Raw genomic sequence first — 15,316 nt, forward strand, 5'->3', positions numbered from 1 at the left:
TCATTATCTCTTGTTTAAACGCTTCAATCCCCAGCGCAGCCACCACCAGCCGCAGCGTTGGTAACACTGGCCATACTCGCTTGCATAGGCTTGATACAGCTGATACAACAGGCTGTCCGGCCAATCCTGCAAACGGCTCATGAATTGCCGCAAATCCCGCAAGCGTTGCCAGGCTGGCAGCCACATATGCTTGGCTTTTTCGAGATCAATAAATGCAATCTCATAAGCGCCAGACGTTTTGTGCTCAGGCAGCGCGCGGACAAACAGGTGCTTGGGGTATAGCGCCCGATGCTGTATGCCCGCAGCGTGCAATGTTTTTAACGCCTGTGCGACAGCGATCAGCAAAGGCGGATTGGCAGTCATATTGGCCGCCGTACAATACGGAGTGAGCTCCTCATAGCCTTGCAGTGCCTGCGTAGCCAGGATGGCCTGACGGCCCGCTGGCACATCGCGCACGCCCGCGTAAACCACCTCGGGCACCCTCACCCCCTGCGCCCGTAAATACTTGAGCATGTCATATTCAACCATAAAGGTCGGCAAGCCACGCCAGGGATAGCGCCAGCTAAAGCGGGTATGGTTCTGCTGGCGTTTCACATAGAGTTCAACCAGTTGATGATCAGCACATGGCAATTGCCAGCGCCCGACCCCACTCCAACCGCCTCTTTCCAAATTGGGTGGCTCCAGCCAGGCAATCGCCAGTTGCCACCAGGCATCAAAGTGGTCCATGCGCTGCGCAATCAGGGCATCGCGGACACGGCCCTCTTCGGTTTGAATCTCACTTATTTTCAAAATTAATCAGCGAATAGACGGGTTAGCAAACGACGATTTGTTAATATGGCAGGATTAGGGGGTGGATTTTAACAGAATGCACCCTGAGTGAGATTTTCCACGAGGCAGATTTTTTGATGTTGGTGTTTTTTTGCAAATGGCTTTCAAAGTTACCCTTAAGCTACGTCCACCGTCTGGGCGCGGTGATTGGTCGATTAAGCTGGCATATTGATCAAAAAAGTATCAGTATCGCCATCGAAAATATCCGCCAGAGTGGCCTGTGCAATGACCAAACAGGTGTACAGCAACTTGCCAGAGATAGCCGGATAGAAGCCGGTAAATCCCTGATGGAATCCCTGTTTATCTGGGGCGCCCCACAATCCGGCTTGCTGCCACTGGTAAAAGCGACGACTGGCTGGCACTTGGTTGAAGCAGCACAACGTGCGGGCAAAGGCCTGATTTTTCTCACACCACATCTGGGTTGCTTTGAGATCACCTCTATTTATTATGGTAGCCAACACCCGATCACCGTGCTCTACCGCCCCCCAAAACTGACCTGGCTGGAAGGCCTGCTACAAGAAGGCAGGCAAAAAGGCCAGGTTGCGCTGGCGCCCGCCAACGCCGCCGGGGTCAAAAAACTGCTGCAAGCGCTCAAACGTGGGGAAGCCATTGGCATTTTACCTGACCAGATTCCGCGAAATGGTGAAGGCGAATGGGCCGACTTCTTTGGTAAACCGGCTTATACCATGGGGCTGGCCAGCAAACTGGCGGTGAAATCAGGCGCAACCGTCATTATGGCATTTGGTGAACGCTTACCCGCAGGCGAAGGCTTTCATATTCATCTATCCAAAGTCGAAGACATACACACGCCCGCACTGCTGAACCAGGCGATTGAGCGGCAGGTATCCCAATGCCCGGTGCAATACCTGTGGCAATACAACCGTTACAAACAAAGGCGTTATGCCATGCAAAAACTGCAGCCGCACCAGGTCCGCATTGAGGACGAGCACTAACCAGCGCCGAGTGAGGATGACGCTAGACCAGGCCCTGCATCCAGCGACTATAGACTCTGTCGGCAACCGTGTGTAACACGTCACAATCCTCGTTGACTTTTGCCAGCATGGTCTCTGCAGACTGGACCGCTGGGCTGGCGGCCGAGGTGGCAATATCGTTTTTCCATTGCTCCGTCCACATTTTGACCATGTCGGGTGTCATTTCAATATGGCATTGCAAACCGATATGTTTGCCCATGACATAAGCCTGGTTGACGCAATACGGGCTGGATAACACATGCGTTGCCCCTTGCGGCACCGAAAACGTTTCGCCATGCCAGTGAAAGCTGTTAAACACTTGCAAGTCACCAAACCAGTCTCGTGCGGCAGGATCGTCTGCCACCTGCACTTGTCCCCAGCCTATTTCTTTGACCGGGTTTTTACTCACCACACCGCCCAACGCCTTGCTGATTAACTGCCCTCCCAGGCAGTGCCCAAGCAAAGGGACATCTTTTTCTACTGCCTGGCGAATCAATTGGAGTAAAGGCGGAATCCAGGGCAGGTCATCGTTGACACTCATGGGGCCGCCCATCAACACAATGCCACTATATGCCTCGACTGAGTCAGGCACGGGCTCGCCTTTATCAATGCGCACCTCGCACCAAGGAATGGCATGCTGCGCTAAAAAAGTGCCCAAATAACCAGCACCCTCGCAGCAAGCGTGCCTGAATACCACCACCTGTTTCATGACATTACCTTCTTATAACTGACTTCCTGATATTGCCCAAGCAAGATTCCGTCCAATGTGTAAGGCCCAATCGCATAACGGATCAGGCGCAGGGTCGGAAAGCCGACGTGCGCGGTCATCCGCCGTACCTGGCGGTTTTTGCCCTCACTGATTTTAATCTCCAGCCAGGTGGTCGGGATCTGTTTGCGCGCCCGAATAGGCGGGTCACGCTGCCATAAATGGTCAGGTTCATCGATGATTCTGACCTGCGCCGGCTGCGTGACAAAATCGCCCAAATCGACGCCGCGCAGCAATGGCATCAAATCTGCTTGTGTAGGAGCGCCTTCCACTTGCGCCCAATAGGTTTTGACCTGTTTGTGCTTGGGATGGCTCAAACGATGTTGTAATGCGCCGTCATCGGTTAGAATAAGCAATCCCTCAGAATCGGTATCTAACCGCCCGGCGGCATAAACGTTGGGAATCGGAATATAGTCCTTGAGCGTCGGGTGTTTTTCATGCGCAGTAAACTGGCATACGACGTTAAAGGGTTTGTTAAACAGTAATAACATGGAAAGTGCTATGTCTAAAATCAAGGTGCCCGCCACTGGCAGCAAAATCACCGTCAATGCTGATAATACCCTAAATGTTCCTGACCAACCTATTATCCCGTTTATCGAGGGCGATGGCATCGGCGTTGACATCACGCCCCCCATGATCAAAGTTGTGGATACTGCGGTTGAAAAAGCCTATGGCGGCAAACGCAAGATTTCATGGATGGAAGTCTATGCCGGTGAAAAATCCACCACGCTGTATGACAAAGACACCTGGTTGTCTGACGAAACTATGGCAGCCCTCAAAGACTATGTGATTTCAATCAAAGGGCCGCTGACGACTCCGGTTGGCGGCGGCATCCGTTCACTCAACGTGACTTTGCGCCAAGAGCTAGACTTGTACGTGTGTCTGCGCCCTATTCAGTATTTCACAGGCGTGCCTAGTCCGGTCAAACACCCTGAAAAAACCGACATGGTGATTTTCCGTGAAAATACCGAAGACATTTATGCCGGCATCGAATGGGCAGCTGGCACGGAGGAAGTGAAAAAAGTCATCAACTTCTTGAGCGACATGGGCGTACGCAAGAAAATCCGTTTCCCAGAGGCTTCTTCCATCGGCATCAAGCCAGTCTCTATCGACGGCAGCAAGCGCCTGATCCGCAAAGCCATTCAATACGCGATTGATAACAACCGCAAATCAGTCACTATCACCCACAAGGGCAACATCATGAAGTTCACCGAAGGTGGCTTCCGTGACTGGGGCTACCAGCTGGCCAAAGAAGAGTTTGGCGCAGAACTGATTGATGGTGGCCCATGGTGCAAACTGCCGAACGGCATCGTCATCAAGGACTGTATCGCCGACGCCTTCCTGCAAGAGATTCTGTTGCATCCAGAAGATTATGATGTTGTCGCTGCACTGAACCTGAACGGTGACTACATGAGTGATGCGCTGGCAGCCCAAGTCGGCGGCATTGGCATTGCCCCAGGCGCGAACTTGAGCGACACCGTTGCCATGTTTGAAGCTACACATGGTACCGCGCCTAAAATCGCCGGTAAAAACCTGGCCAACCCCAGCTCCCTGATCTTGTCAGCCGAAATGATGCTACGCCACATGGGCTGGGTGGAAGCCGCAGACCTGGTGTTGCACGGTGTGGCCAAGGCCATTGCCAGCAAACGTGTGACCGGCGACTTCAGCAGCCAGATGGAAGGCGCGACGCAAGTGGGCACCGCTGAGTTTGGTGACGAGATTATCAAACAGATGGCGTAAGCAGACACGCAAGGCCCAGCATAAAAAAACGGCTCGCTATGGCGAGCCGTTTTGTATTTTTTACCCCTAAAACAAAAATTATGCTTTTTGTATATTGGAGGCCTGCTTCCCTTTTGGACCTTCAGTCACATCAAAGGATACGCGCTGACCTTCTTTCAAGCTTTTGTAACCAGATTCAACGATTGCGGAGAAGTGTGCAAACAAATCGTCACCACCATCATCCGGAGTAATGAATCCAAAGCCCTTAGAGTCGTTAAACCACTTTACGGTACCTGTTGCCATTTTACTTCCTTACTTTTTTACTTAACAGGGAGGCGCCCCCAAAAGTTTGTCTCAAGTACTCCAGTCGCAATAAACAAGCTTTGCTTTACTTAAAGACGGCCACAAAAAACCTGAACCCAAACGCCTTAAGGATTTATAAGTGAGCATAATTTAAAAGTCAAGACTATTTTTGTATCTTTTGAGTTAAGTCAAGAAAACTCCCTAAAATTTGCACAAAAGCTGCATCAGAACGCGTCTTTTCTGCGATTTGAATCCCGCCTGGACCCCATATACTGAGGTAGAAAGTATTGTTATATCAGTCGATTAAACGGCGTATTTAAGGATTTTGGAAACAGACTCAGAACGCTATGGCCACACTGGAAAGCACAAAAAAACTGGGCGGCATGGCCCGCATGCTGGTGCAATCTTCGCTGATGAGTGAAGAAGAAGCGGCCACCCTGCAAGAAAAATGTCAGAGCCAAAAAGCCAGCTTCCTCGCCGCGACGCTGGCACAAAAGAAAATCTCACCCAAAGAAATCGCGCTCTCTGCCTCACAAGCGTTTGGTTTTCCTTTTTTTGACCTGGATGCGCTTGAACAGAATCTGCTGCCTGACAAAGGCATTGATATCAAACTGATGCAGTCGCATCGCGTGCTGCTGCTGCAACAAAAGGGCAATGTGGCCTATATTGCCCTGTCTGACCCGACCAATCTGCATGCGCTGGACACCATCCAGTTTCAAATGGGTGCAACCTTGTTCCCGATTGTGGTGGAAGATGACAAACTGGGCAAATGGATAGACAAAATTGTCGAATCCAAAGACACCAGCATGTCTGCACTCAATGCAGGGGGGGATGATTTTGATCTTGGCCTGGAGGAAAGCAGCGAAGAGCCCGAAGCGGATATCATGCAGGAAGTCGATGATGCCCCTGTGGTCAAGTTCCTGCAAAAAATCTTGATGGACGCCATCAATATGGGCGCGTCTGACTTGCACTTTGAGCCTTATGAAAAATTTTACCGTATCCGCTTTCGCGTCGATGGCGTGTTGAGGGATATGTCGCAGCCTCCGCTGGCCATCAAGGAAAAGCTGGCTTCACGCATCAAGGTGATTTCTAACCTGGACATCTCGGAAAAAAGAATTCCGCAGGATGGCCGCATGAAGCTGATCCTGTCAAAAACACGCGCAATTGATTTCCGTGTCAGCACCTTGCCCCTGATCCATGGCGAAAAAATTGTCATGCGGATTCTGGATCCCTCCAGTGCCACGCTGGGCATTGAAGCGCTCGGCTACGAGGCACCACAACAGGAGGCGCTACTCAAGGCCATTCACCGCCCATACGGTCTGGTACTGGTCACCGGGCCCACCGGTTCGGGTAAAACCGTCTCGCTGTATACCTGTCTGAATTTACTCAATGATCCCGGCGTCAATATCTCAACCGCAGAAGATCCGGCCGAAATTCCGCTGGCGGGCATTAATCAGGTCAACGTCAATGACAAACAGGGGCTGACCTTCGCTGCAGCCCTTAAATCCTTTTTGCGTCAGGACCCGGACATCATCATGATTGGTGAGATCCGCGACCTGGAAACTGCAGATATGGCCATCAAGGCCGCATCGACCGGGCATATGGTGCTGTCCACCCTGCATACCAACGATGCGCCTACTACCCTCTCCCGTTTGTTAAATATGGGAGTCGCCCCCTTCAATATTGCCTCTGCCGTGACGTTAATTACTGCACAGCGCCTTGCAAGACGGTTGTGCAAGCATTGCAAAGTGCCGCTGAATGTCCCCAAGGAAGCACTATTGAAAGTGGGCTTTACTGAAGCTGATCTGGATGGCAGCTGGCAGTTATACGGTGCCAAACCAGGGGGCTGCGAACATTGTAACAATGGCTACAAGGGACGGGTGGGGATTTATCAGGTGATGCCGATCACCGAGGAAATCGCGCGCATCATCATGTCTCATGGCAACGCCATGGACATTGCCGCGCAGGCCAAACGCGAAGGCGTGAAAGATCTGCGCGAGTCTGGCTTGCTCAAGGTTAAACAGGGACTCACCTCGATTGAGGAAGTCGAAGCAGTCACCAACGAGTAACACGGGTAGGCATTCACTTTTTAAGAAGACATTATGGCGACTGGCAATATCAAACAATCTGTATATTTGTGGGAAGGTAAAGACCGCAAAGGCAAGCTGGTCAAGGGCGAGATGCGCGCCAACGGCGAGGCCGTCGTCAATGCGACCTTACGCCGCCAGGGCATCAGTGTCAGCAAAGTGAAAAAGCAAAGTTCGCTGGCGACCAAAGGCAAGGTGTCAGAAAAAGATGTCACGCTGTTCACCCGCCAGCTGGCGACCATGATGAAAGCTGGCGTGCCTTTGCTGCAGGCATTTGACATTGTCGGTAAGGGCCACCACAACCCTGCGGTCTCCAAACTGTTGGGCGACATCAAGGCCGATGTTGAAACAGGCAGCAGCCTGAGCGCGGCCTTCCGAAAATACCCGCTACATTTTGACCAGTTATTTTGCAATCTGGTGGGCGCTGGCGAGCAGGCCGGGATTCTGGATGCCTTACTGGAACGCCTGGCAACCTACAAGGAAAAAATCCTCGCCATCAAGAGCAAGATCAAATCAGCGCTGGTATACCCGACCTCGATTATCGTGGTGGCGTTTGTCATTACCGCCGTCATCATGATTTTTGTGGTGCCCTCGTTCAAAGAGCTGTTCAGCAGCTTTGGCGCAGACTTGCCTGGCCCGACAGTGGTAGTGATTAACCTGTCAGACTTTTTTGTAAAATGGTGGTGGGCTATTTTTGGTAGTCTGGGTGGCGGCCTGTGGTTCTTTTTCTATACCTGGAAACGCTCGGCAAAACTACAGGCGACCATGGATCGGCTAATGCTACGCCTGCCGATTTTTGGTGAACTCATCCGCAAAGCCACCATTGCCCGCTTTGCGCGTACGCTCTCCACCATGTTCGCCGCGGGCGTGCCGCTGGTAGAAGCGCTGGACTCTGTGGCAGGGGCTTCGGGCAATCAAGTGTATTTTGATGCTACCAAAAAGATTCAAAGCGAGGTCAGTACCGGGACCAGTCTCACCGTGGCCATGCAAAACACCAATGTCTTCCCGAATATGGTGATCCAGATGACCGCGATTGGTGAAGAGTCTGGCTCATTGGACAGCATGCTGACCAAAGTGGCCGATTTTTATGAGGGCGAAGTCGATGATGCAGTCGCAGCGATTTCCAGCCTGATGGAACCGGTGATCATGGTGGTGCTCGGCGTGCTGATTGGCGGGCTGGTGGTCGCCATGTACATGCCCATCTTCAAAATGGGTAAAGTGGTCAGTGGTGGCGGCTAGGCAAATACACGCGCCTGCGTGATAAAACAACCGTGTAAAAAAAGGGGCTGTACGCCCCTTGTTTGTTTTTAACTCAGCTGATTATTCAATATGCTTACATGGTTTTCTTGCTGGCGGCCTGCAAGGACTTTTCAATCTCATCGTAAGGTTGCGCACCCAGCATGCGTTTACCGTTTTCAAAGAACATGGTCGGCGTGCTGTTGACCCCGACTTTATGCGCCAGTTCGCCGACTTTTTCCAACGGCACATCGCACTTGGCCGTCGTGGTCGGCAGCTTGTTGTTCATAATCCAGTCTTGCCAAGCTTTTACACGGTTGCTGGCACACCAGATACTGCGCGATTTGTTGGCCGCATCCGGGTGCAGCTGTTCAATCGGATACAGGAATGTATAGATGGTGACATCATTAATGTTGGTGAGCTCTTTTTGCTCAAGGCGCTTGCAGAATGGGCAATCCACATCCGAAAACACCACCAGCTTGCGGCTGCCATTGCCTTTGACCACCTTGATGGCCTGATCCAGAGGCAGCGTATTGAAATCAATTTTAGTGAGCTCGTCCATACGCTCACCGGTCAGGTCTTTTTTGGTTTTCGGATCTACCAGGCGGCCTTCAGCTATCAAAAAACTGAATTTATCATCGGTATAGATGATCTGGCCTCCCATGTACACTTCGTACAATCCGGCATAAGGCGTTTTGGTCACGCTATCCACCTTGAATTTTGGATAGGCACTCTCGATCTGTTTCTTCAGGCTGGCTTCATCTGCCACGCTGCCCATAGACCACAGCAGACAGAGGGCCCCTAAGGCCTTGATGACAGCCGTTGCGTTGTATTTTTTCATACCAACTCTTTCTCGAACGTGCACCGGGCGCTACGCTTGCGTCGCGGTGCGAATTAAAAAACGTTTCAGCATAGCACTGTTTTCAACGCCGCGTAAGCCAAGCAAGGCGGCATGCGTCCATAGCGCCTGTGGGCGCGCAAACAGAAAATCCAGTCCCCGCGTCAGTGCATGCATGCTACGGATATCGCGTTGACGGCCACGCATGACATGCCGCAGCACGTTAACATCCCCCAAGGGCTTAATGCCCGGCAAGCGTGCGACTTCTGCACACAAGGCTTGCACATCTTCAAAGCCCAAATTGACCCCCTGCCCGGCCATGGGATGCACCTGGTGTGCGGCATCACCGAGCAACAGGATATTGGGTAACGCCATGGTTTCAGCTGTATTCTGCCTGAGGGGAAACGCCACCACAGCACCATTGGGCGTCAGTGGGCCCAAGACCTGACCACAGCGGTGTTCAACTGCGACTGCCAGCTCACCGGCAGACAGCGCCTGCATGCGGGCGGCCTCCGCGTGAGGTAAGGCCCAGACCAATGACACCTGCTGCTCAGGCATCGGCAGCAAGGCCAGCGTTTCATGGGCACCAAACCACTGCCTGGCCACGTGTTGATGCGCATGTGTGGCAACATAATTGGTGACCAGCGCCGTCTGCGCAAAGTCCACTTGCTCCACGCCGATGCCACACTGCGAGCGCACCCATGAACTCGCGCCGTCTGCGCCTATCAATAATTGTGCTTCTATCGTTTGCTGCGGCAATGCTACACGGATTTGATGACCAAATTGTTGCAAGGATTGCGCCGGTGCGTCGGTGATCACCGTTACGTCGGCGTCTACCAACACAGTCCAGCACGCCTGCATCAAGGCCTGACTCTCGACAATGCAGCCCATTTGGGCCAGATGCGCTTCCTTGGCTGTCAGGCTCAGGCTGGGCTGGACATGATGCTGCGTCGGTGACCATAAATGCATGGCGTTGACCGGGTTCACGCGCTGCGCAGGCACATGCTGCCAGACGCCAATCTTAGCTAACCAGTCCATGGTTTGATTGGTCAGTGCATAAATCCGGCTGTCCCAGTGTAACTGATCGTCGGCCCAGCCTGCTGGCAGCTCAAATGCTGGCTTGGCATCCGTCAGGACCACCTGCTTGCCCAGTCGGGACAAGGCGATGGCAGCGGTGAGCCCCACCAAGCCAGCGCCGACAATCACTACGTCTGCCCGCATCAAGTGCTTTTCAGCGACCATAACTCATTTTTTCCACCAAAAACCGCCGGGCCATCGGCAACATGCTAAGCATCCCCAGCCCCGCGCCACGCAACACGCCGACCCCGATCAGATCATTTGAAAATACATTGACCAGAAAATCGGTAAACTGCAAGCCACGCCCGGTATCACGCTGTCTGGACGCCTGGTAGGCGAGCAAGCGGTGGTCGGCACCCCACTCATGCGATGCCGTAGACGCCACATTCTCGGCCAGCGCCACCGCATCGCGGATGCCAACATTAAAGCCCTGTCCGGCGACTGGATGCATGGTTTGCGCCGCATTGCCGATGACCACGCAATGCGCCGCAAACGTCTGTTCCAGTTTGCTTAATTTAAGCGGGAACCTGAAGCGTTTTCCGGCATGCAGAAAGCGGCCGACGCGGTCACCAAAGGCAGCATGCAGGGCGTGCAAAAAGGCGGCATCATCAAGCGCAGCAATCTCGTCGATATACGCCTGCTCGCCCGTCCACACCAGTGAAAACTGGTCGCCATTCGGTAGCAGCGCCATCGGGCCACGTGGCGTAAAGCGCTCGTAGGCAATCTGCCGGTGTGGCAGTTCAGTTTGCACCAGGCCCACCAGTGCATCATGCCCATAATGCTTGGTGTCGCGCTGCAAGCCCGGAATAGCCTCCAGACTCCGGCCGCCATCGGCAACCACCGCCAACGGCGTAGACAGTGAGTACCGTTGCCCATCGGCTGCCGTATATACAATATCGGCGGCACTGGCATGCACCTGCAAGTCCGTCACCGGGGCTTCATAATGCAGCTTAATGCCAGTGGTCAATTGCGCCAGGCGCGCATCCAGCGCCCGCATCAACACGCCATAAGACACCACATATCCCAGCGCCGGTAGCTGATGTTCTTGTGCTTTGAGCACGGTGCGGCCCAAACCTTTTTGCTGTGACACATGAATGGTTTCAATGGCAGTGACCGCATCGGCCAACATGGACCATACTTGCAATTGCTCCAGCACCTGGCGCGTGCCAAAAGACAAGGCCAAGGCGCGGCCATCGCCGTACATGGCGCCTGGCGCCTGCGCTTCAAGCACGGTGACCGGCACACCAGCCTGCTGCAAAGACAAGGCCAGCACCAACCCGACCGGGCCGCCACCAATCACGACGGGATGTTTAATCAATTGCACGCTGCATCCATTTGTATGACAAAAATACACTCAAAAAATACATTTTTTAGAACAGTTTTTTAGACCTAGCCGACATCCACTGCAAAAGATCAGCGTTGCGCCATCAGCGCTTCGATATCAGCGACGGTTTTGACCGCAGCGGCCGTCAACACTTCATGGCCGTGCTCGGTGACCAGCACATCATCCTCGATACGGATACCGATATTCCAGAAATGCGGCGGCACATTGTCTGCAGGACGCACATAGCACCCTGGCTCTACGGTCAACACATGACCAGGCTGTAACATGACCCATGCACCGTCGGCTGTTTTGTACTCACCGGCATCATGCACGTCCAGGCCCAGCCAGTGCCCGGTGCGGTGCATGTAAAACTGGCGGTAGCTGCCAGTTTCGAGCACCGCGTCGCGGCTGCCCTGGCACAAGCCATAGTGAATGAAGCCATCCACCAACACTTCGAGCGCAGCTTCATGTGGCGCATTCCAGTGCTGCTGCGTATTCACTTTGCCCATGGCGGCTGCCTGGGCTGCCAGCACTAATTCATACAAGTCCTTTTGTGGGCCACTGAAGCGGCCATTCACCGGGAAGGTGCGCGTGATGTCCGAGGCGTAACCATCCAGTTCACAGCCCGCATCAATCAACAGCAAATCCCCGTCTTTGAGCTGGGCATTGTTAAAGTTGTAATGCAGGGTGCAGGCATTGGCGCCACCGGCCACAATGCTGGTATAAGCAGGCGCTTGCGCACCATGGCGATAAAACGTGTGTAAAAACTCCGCTTCGACCTCATACTCCCATTGCCCGGGACGGGTGTGCTGCATGGCACGGTTATGCGCGGTGGCCGCAATCTGTGCTGACTGGCGCATTAGGTCCATCTCCTCGGGCGATTTAAGCAGACGCATGGCATCCAGCGCTTGACGCACATCAAGCAGTTGGGCGGGCGCTTGCATGCCAGAGCGGGTTTGTGCTTTGACCGCATTCAACCAAGCAGTGACTTTGCTGTCCCAGGCGCTGTCTGCGCCCAGACTGAAATGCAAGACAGGCTGATTTGCCATTAGCTTGGGCAGTTCGGTGTCCAGCTGCGTGATCGAGTAAGCCTCATCAAAGCCAAACACTGTTTTGGCAGCTTGAGGGCCATAGCGAAAACCATCCCAGATTTCGCGATCCAGGTCTTTGTCACGGCAAAACAAAATACTTTTGGGCTGGGGTCCGGCCATCAGCACCAACACCGCTTCCGGCTCTTTAAAGCCGGTCAGGTAATAAAAATAGCTGTCAAAGCGGTAGGGATAGTGACTGTCGCGGTTGCGTGTCACTTCGGGCGCGGTAGGAATGATCGCAATACCGGCCTGCATGTGGTTGATCAACTGCTGGCGGCGGCGAGAAAACTCTTGCATGGAAACACTCAAAGCTAATCCTGGATGGTTGGGCATTGTAGCGTATTTGGTCGGCGATTGCTGGATTGGTTCCCCCTGCCTGCCAGGCACCCGCAATCAAAATCCCATCATCTCATACAGTGGTGATCGCCTGACCGATTGCTCAGCTTGTTCTATGGTGCCATCTTGTTGCCATTGTTGCAGTTGACGTGCCAGGATGGGTCGCACCTGGGCAGCATGCATGCCAGGCTTGATGGCGGGTAAATACAGCATTTTGAGCAACAAGGCATCCAGCCCCGTCAGCAAAGCTTCGGGCGTTTTATCGTTAAAAACCGAAGGAAACACGCGCTCGGAATCATTGGGCAAGCCCATGGCCTGGGTGATTTCTTCGACGATGCAGGAGACCAGTGACCGGTGCGCTTGCGCATGATCTACCGGAATCACTACCCAAGCCCGCTTGAGCGCCTGCCCGGCATCGGCGGTAGACCCAAACATACAGACCGCGTCGTCTGGCGGCTGCATGTTTGGATTGCCACTCACCGTTCTCAAATCCTGCTGCCACTGTGCCGCCTCGCTAAAAATCACGATCATATTGGCGTCAGCCGCACTGCTGGCAAAACCCACAGCATGCCCGGTAATTTGCGCCAGATGCTGAAGGTGGTAGCGCGTCAGTGTTGTATGCTTTTCCTGTTCGTCGGCATGGTGAACCAGCCATACCTTGACCGGCTTTAACCACTTGCGCACCCCAAACTCCCCCGGCCGGTATTCGTTGTGTAACGCGACCTCTACAAAGGCAAGCTGCAGGTACTCCGGCGACTGCCAAGCCTCTTCGGCTTTGCTGGCCTGCACAGACAATAGCGCAATCAGCAAAACAATCCCTTTAAACATCGTCATGCCTGTGCGTTTCGCGTAAGGGGTTGAGTAATGGCGACAAACCATTGTGGTCGATCTCCTGCATCAATTGCAGCAACCGCCCCAACTCACCGCGTGGAAAGCCTTCACGGGCAAACCAGTTTAAATAGTGACCGGGCAAATCGGCAATCAAGCGTCCCTGATACTTGCCATAAGGCATTTTGACGCTGACCAGTTGTAATAAATCTTCGTTTTTCATGGGGCTACTTGATGCGGGATCAACTTGGAATCATCGTGGCTATTCTACTAAAAAAACTGTCGGCCCTCGCAGGCAAAGGGCCTGGCCTCAAGAATTCTGTGCAGCTGCCGATATGTTATCCAGTATGCCCTAATCAAAAATAAAGATTACCTAGTGTTGAACTGAACATCGCGGAAAACCATGATGCAATACGAAGTCACCAAAGAAAAAAGTGCAGAGCACCTGCGGCAAGCCATCCACCATATGTCGATGCAGGATGCCGCCTTTCATCCAGTCAGCTATGCAGTCTGGTATGAATACTCGTCCGGCGAACATGCGCGCCTGATTGATGAGGTCAACGCACTGATTGAAAAAGAAAAAAAACTCAATGAAAAAAGCACGGCCCATGTCTTTAACAAGCATATTGCCGGCATTGATACCGATCATGCGAAAAAACTGGTAGAACGTTTCAGCCAAGTCGTCACCGAAATGCGCAGCTCGACCGAAAAAACCGGGCTGCAAACAAGCGAATACACTAAAACCCTGGATGCCTGGTCTAACGAGATCCAGCAGCAGGAACCGCAACTGGCTTTGCAACTGGACTCATTGCTGTCAGAAACGCTGATGATGACCAATAGCCTCAACCATTTGCAAGGCAAATTGAGCTCAAGCCTGGAAGAGGTGGACGCGCTCAAAAACGAAATGATCAAGGCCAGACAAGAAGCCTTGCAAGACGGGTTGACTGGCCTCATGAACCGCAAAGGCTTTGACGTGGCGCTGCACGATTGCCTGCAACAGCACACCGTCGATACCAGCCTGATTATTGCGGATATTGATTACTTTAAAAAGGTGAATGACAGCTATGGCCACTTGTTTGGCGACAAGGTGATCCAGGCAGTTGCAAGCATTTTTAAAACCGTTGCCGGCAACAGCTACACGGCGGCGCGCTATGGCGGTGAAGAGTTTGTGTTGCTGCTACCGAATACGCAGCTGGAAACCGCGCGTGAAATCGCCGAGCAAATCCGGCATAAAGTTGCAGCGATCAATATCAAAAACACCATCACGCAGCATATGATTTCCAACATCACCATCTCATTGGGCGTGGCCGCCTACCAGCCTGGCGAACAGCCAGAGGACCTGTTCAGCCGTGCCGATCAGGCCCTGTATACGGCCAAAGCCAATGGCCGCAACCGTGTCACCCAGTCCAGCGAAGCCCTTGTTGCTGCCTAAGACGTGCCGCTGAGGACCTCAGCGGCCAATTACAACAAATCCCGTTTTTGCTGGGGAATATCCTCATAGGGATAGCGGGCATGGCCAAAACGCATCACCAAGACCGAAACGGCCAGAATCAGAATCGCGGCAGACACCGCCAGCATATGCGTCTCTGTCATTTCTTTCATATCCAGCAACAAATATCGCGCCAGGGCCACCATGGCAATATAAATCGGGTAGCGCATCGGCAGTTTGCCAGAGCCAAAATAACTGTTGATCATGGAAAAGACTTCCAGATACAGGAACAACTGCAACAAATCGCCCAGGCCGACCATGCCGGCGTTCCACATACGCGACAGTTCATGCGCCAGTGAAAAGAAGGTGGCCAGTGTCACCAGCCCCAACCCTAAACGCTCTATCCACATCAAGGCCTGATGCGCCAGCTTGTCTGTTTTATGCTCGTACGGTGGTTTCATGATGCTCCCTTTTTGCTGCTTG

The 15,316-nt window shown here is 53.1% G+C and carries 16 protein-coding genes; 5 read left to right on the forward strand and 11 right to left on the reverse strand.

From position 1 onward, the window contains the following. Positions 1-3 precede the first annotated feature (3 nt). Positions 4-789 carry a lipopolysaccharide kinase InaA family protein gene (locus ACT53C_RS11515; RefSeq protein WP_476146284.1) on the reverse strand — a complete coding sequence of 262 codons (786 nt, stop codon included), beginning with the start codon at positions 787-789 and terminating at the stop codon, positions 4-6. A 116-nt stretch (positions 790-905) separates the two neighbouring features. Here ACT53C_RS11515 and ACT53C_RS11520 point away from each other — a divergent pair, with 116 nt between their 5' ends. Next, entirely contained in the window at positions 906-1,781 is an 876-nt protein-coding gene (locus ACT53C_RS11520; protein ID WP_476146286.1) for a lysophospholipid acyltransferase family protein, read from the forward strand. 22 nt (positions 1,782-1,803) lie between these two features. Here ACT53C_RS11520 and ACT53C_RS11525 read toward each other — a convergent pair whose 3' ends face one another. Then, complete coding sequence (locus tag ACT53C_RS11525; RefSeq protein ID WP_476146288.1) at positions 1,804-2,508, reverse strand: type 1 glutamine amidotransferase; 705 nt, start codon at positions 2,506-2,508, stop codon at positions 1,804-1,806. Then, the gene (locus ACT53C_RS11530) at positions 2,505-3,056 is read right to left on the reverse strand and encodes a pseudouridine synthase (protein ID WP_194747155.1); all 552 of its coding nucleotides are present in this window, start codon (positions 3,054-3,056) and stop codon (positions 2,505-2,507) included. Before ACT53C_RS11530 ends, ACT53C_RS11525 begins: the two co-directional genes overlap by 4 nt. A 10-nt stretch (positions 3,057-3,066) precedes the next feature. Between ACT53C_RS11530 and icd the strand changes: the two genes are divergently transcribed. Further along, positions 3,067-4,305: an NADP-dependent isocitrate dehydrogenase gene (icd, locus tag ACT53C_RS11535; protein WP_445241985.1), complete on the forward strand. Its 1,239-nt coding sequence runs from the start codon at positions 3,067-3,069 to the stop codon at positions 4,303-4,305. Positions 4,306-4,383: 78 nt separating this feature from the next. Here icd and ACT53C_RS11540 read toward each other — a convergent pair whose 3' ends face one another. Further along, a complete protein-coding gene (locus ACT53C_RS11540) occupies positions 4,384-4,587 on the reverse strand; it encodes a cold-shock protein (RefSeq protein ID WP_013441419.1) in 204 nt (67 codons plus the stop codon). A gap of 347 nt (positions 4,588-4,934) precedes the next feature. Here ACT53C_RS11540 and pilB point away from each other — a divergent pair, with 347 nt between their 5' ends. Beyond that, positions 4,935-6,656: a type IV-A pilus assembly ATPase PilB gene (pilB, locus tag ACT53C_RS11545; RefSeq protein ID WP_194747157.1), complete on the forward strand. Its 1,722-nt coding sequence runs from the start codon at positions 4,935-4,937 to the stop codon at positions 6,654-6,656. A 33-nt stretch (positions 6,657-6,689) separates the two neighbouring features. Beyond that, on the forward strand, positions 6,690-7,913 hold the full coding sequence (locus ACT53C_RS11550; protein ID WP_194747158.1) for a type II secretion system F family protein: 1,224 nt from the start codon (positions 6,690-6,692) through the stop codon (positions 7,911-7,913). A 94-nt stretch (positions 7,914-8,007) separates the two neighbouring features. On the opposite strand, the gene ACT53C_RS11555 is transcribed toward ACT53C_RS11550, so the two are convergent. The 6 genes from ACT53C_RS11555 to ACT53C_RS11580 form a co-directional block, all read right to left on the reverse strand. After that, positions 8,008-8,688 carry a DsbC family protein gene (locus tag ACT53C_RS11555; RefSeq protein ID WP_409934463.1) on the reverse strand — a complete coding sequence of 227 codons (681 nt, stop codon included), beginning with the start codon at positions 8,686-8,688 and terminating at the stop codon, positions 8,008-8,010. Between the two features lie 93 nt (positions 8,689-8,781). Then, the gene (locus tag ACT53C_RS11560) at positions 8,782-9,990 is read right to left on the reverse strand and encodes an FAD-dependent monooxygenase (protein ID WP_476146292.1); all 1,209 of its coding nucleotides are present in this window, start codon (positions 9,988-9,990) and stop codon (positions 8,782-8,784) included. After that, a complete protein-coding gene (locus ACT53C_RS11565) occupies positions 9,980-11,149 on the reverse strand; it encodes an FAD-dependent monooxygenase (RefSeq protein WP_476146294.1) in 1,170 nt (389 codons plus the stop codon). The genes ACT53C_RS11560 and ACT53C_RS11565 overlap by 11 nt, the downstream gene beginning before the upstream one ends. 89 nt (positions 11,150-11,238) lie before the next feature. Further along, entirely contained in the window at positions 11,239-12,537 is a 1,299-nt protein-coding gene (gene pepP, locus ACT53C_RS11570; protein WP_476146296.1) for a Xaa-Pro aminopeptidase, read from the reverse strand. A gap of 96 nt (positions 12,538-12,633) precedes the next feature. Next, the gene (locus tag ACT53C_RS11575; protein ID WP_476146298.1) at positions 12,634-13,404 is read right to left on the reverse strand and encodes a DUF2927 domain-containing protein; all 771 of its coding nucleotides are present in this window, start codon (positions 13,402-13,404) and stop codon (positions 12,634-12,636) included. Continuing rightward, the gene (locus ACT53C_RS11580; RefSeq protein ID WP_476146300.1) at positions 13,397-13,627 is read right to left on the reverse strand and encodes a DUF3820 family protein; all 231 of its coding nucleotides are present in this window, start codon (positions 13,625-13,627) and stop codon (positions 13,397-13,399) included. The genes ACT53C_RS11575 and ACT53C_RS11580 overlap by 8 nt, the downstream gene beginning before the upstream one ends. 180 nt (positions 13,628-13,807) lie before the next feature. On the opposite strand from ACT53C_RS11580, the gene ACT53C_RS11585 reads away from it, so the two are divergent. Further along, positions 13,808-14,836 (forward strand): diguanylate cyclase domain-containing protein, encoded by a 1,029-nt coding sequence (locus tag ACT53C_RS11585; protein ID WP_476146302.1) that lies wholly within the window; start codon positions 13,808-13,810, stop codon positions 14,834-14,836. A 29-nt stretch (positions 14,837-14,865) separates the two neighbouring features. Here ACT53C_RS11585 and ACT53C_RS11590 read toward each other — a convergent pair whose 3' ends face one another. Then, positions 14,866-15,294, reverse strand: a complete 429-nt coding sequence (locus ACT53C_RS11590; protein ID WP_194747166.1) for a phosphate-starvation-inducible protein PsiE — start codon at positions 15,292-15,294, stop codon at positions 14,866-14,868. Positions 15,295-15,316 lie beyond the last annotated feature (22 nt).

The sequence above is a fragment of the Methylophilus sp. DMC14 genome (assembly GCF_056314085.1).

Excerpts from the sequence above, each read along its gene's own strand:
- ACT53C_RS11520 (WP_476146286.1), top strand. The coding sequence starts at position 906 with ATGTTGGTGTTTTTTTGCAAATGGCTTTCAAAGTTACCCTTAAGCTAC.
- ACT53C_RS11525 (WP_476146288.1), bottom strand. The coding sequence starts at position 2,508 with ATGAAACAGGTGGTGGTATTCAGGCACGCTTGCTGCGAGGGTGCTGGT.
- ACT53C_RS11530 (WP_194747155.1), bottom strand. The coding sequence starts at position 3,056 with ATGTTATTACTGTTTAACAAACCCTTTAACGTCGTATGCCAGTTTACT.
- icd (WP_445241985.1), top strand. The coding sequence starts at position 3,067 with ATGTCTAAAATCAAGGTGCCCGCCACTGGCAGCAAAATCACCGTCAAT.
- ACT53C_RS11540 (WP_013441419.1), bottom strand. The coding sequence starts at position 4,587 with ATGGCAACAGGTACCGTAAAGTGGTTTAACGACTCTAAGGGCTTTGGA.
- pilB (WP_194747157.1), top strand. The coding sequence starts at position 4,935 with ATGGCCACACTGGAAAGCACAAAAAAACTGGGCGGCATGGCCCGCATG.
- ACT53C_RS11550 (WP_194747158.1), top strand. The coding sequence starts at position 6,690 with ATGGCGACTGGCAATATCAAACAATCTGTATATTTGTGGGAAGGTAAA.
- ACT53C_RS11555 (WP_409934463.1), bottom strand. The coding sequence starts at position 8,688 with ATGGGCAGCGTGGCAGATGAAGCCAGCCTGAAGAAACAGATCGAGAGT.
- ACT53C_RS11560 (WP_476146292.1), bottom strand. The coding sequence starts at position 9,990 with ATGGTCGCTGAAAAGCACTTGATGCGGGCAGACGTAGTGATTGTCGGC.
- pepP (WP_476146296.1), bottom strand. The coding sequence starts at position 12,537 with ATGCAAGAGTTTTCTCGCCGCCGCCAGCAGTTGATCAACCACATGCAG.
- ACT53C_RS11575 (WP_476146298.1), bottom strand. The coding sequence starts at position 13,404 with ATGTTTAAAGGGATTGTTTTGCTGATTGCGCTATTGTCTGTGCAGGCC.
- ACT53C_RS11580 (WP_476146300.1), bottom strand. The coding sequence starts at position 13,627 with ATGAAAAACGAAGATTTATTACAACTGGTCAGCGTCAAAATGCCTTAT.
- ACT53C_RS11585 (WP_476146302.1), top strand. The coding sequence starts at position 13,808 with ATGATGCAATACGAAGTCACCAAAGAAAAAAGTGCAGAGCACCTGCGG.
- ACT53C_RS11590 (WP_194747166.1), bottom strand. The coding sequence starts at position 15,294 with ATGAAACCACCGTACGAGCATAAAACAGACAAGCTGGCGCATCAGGCC.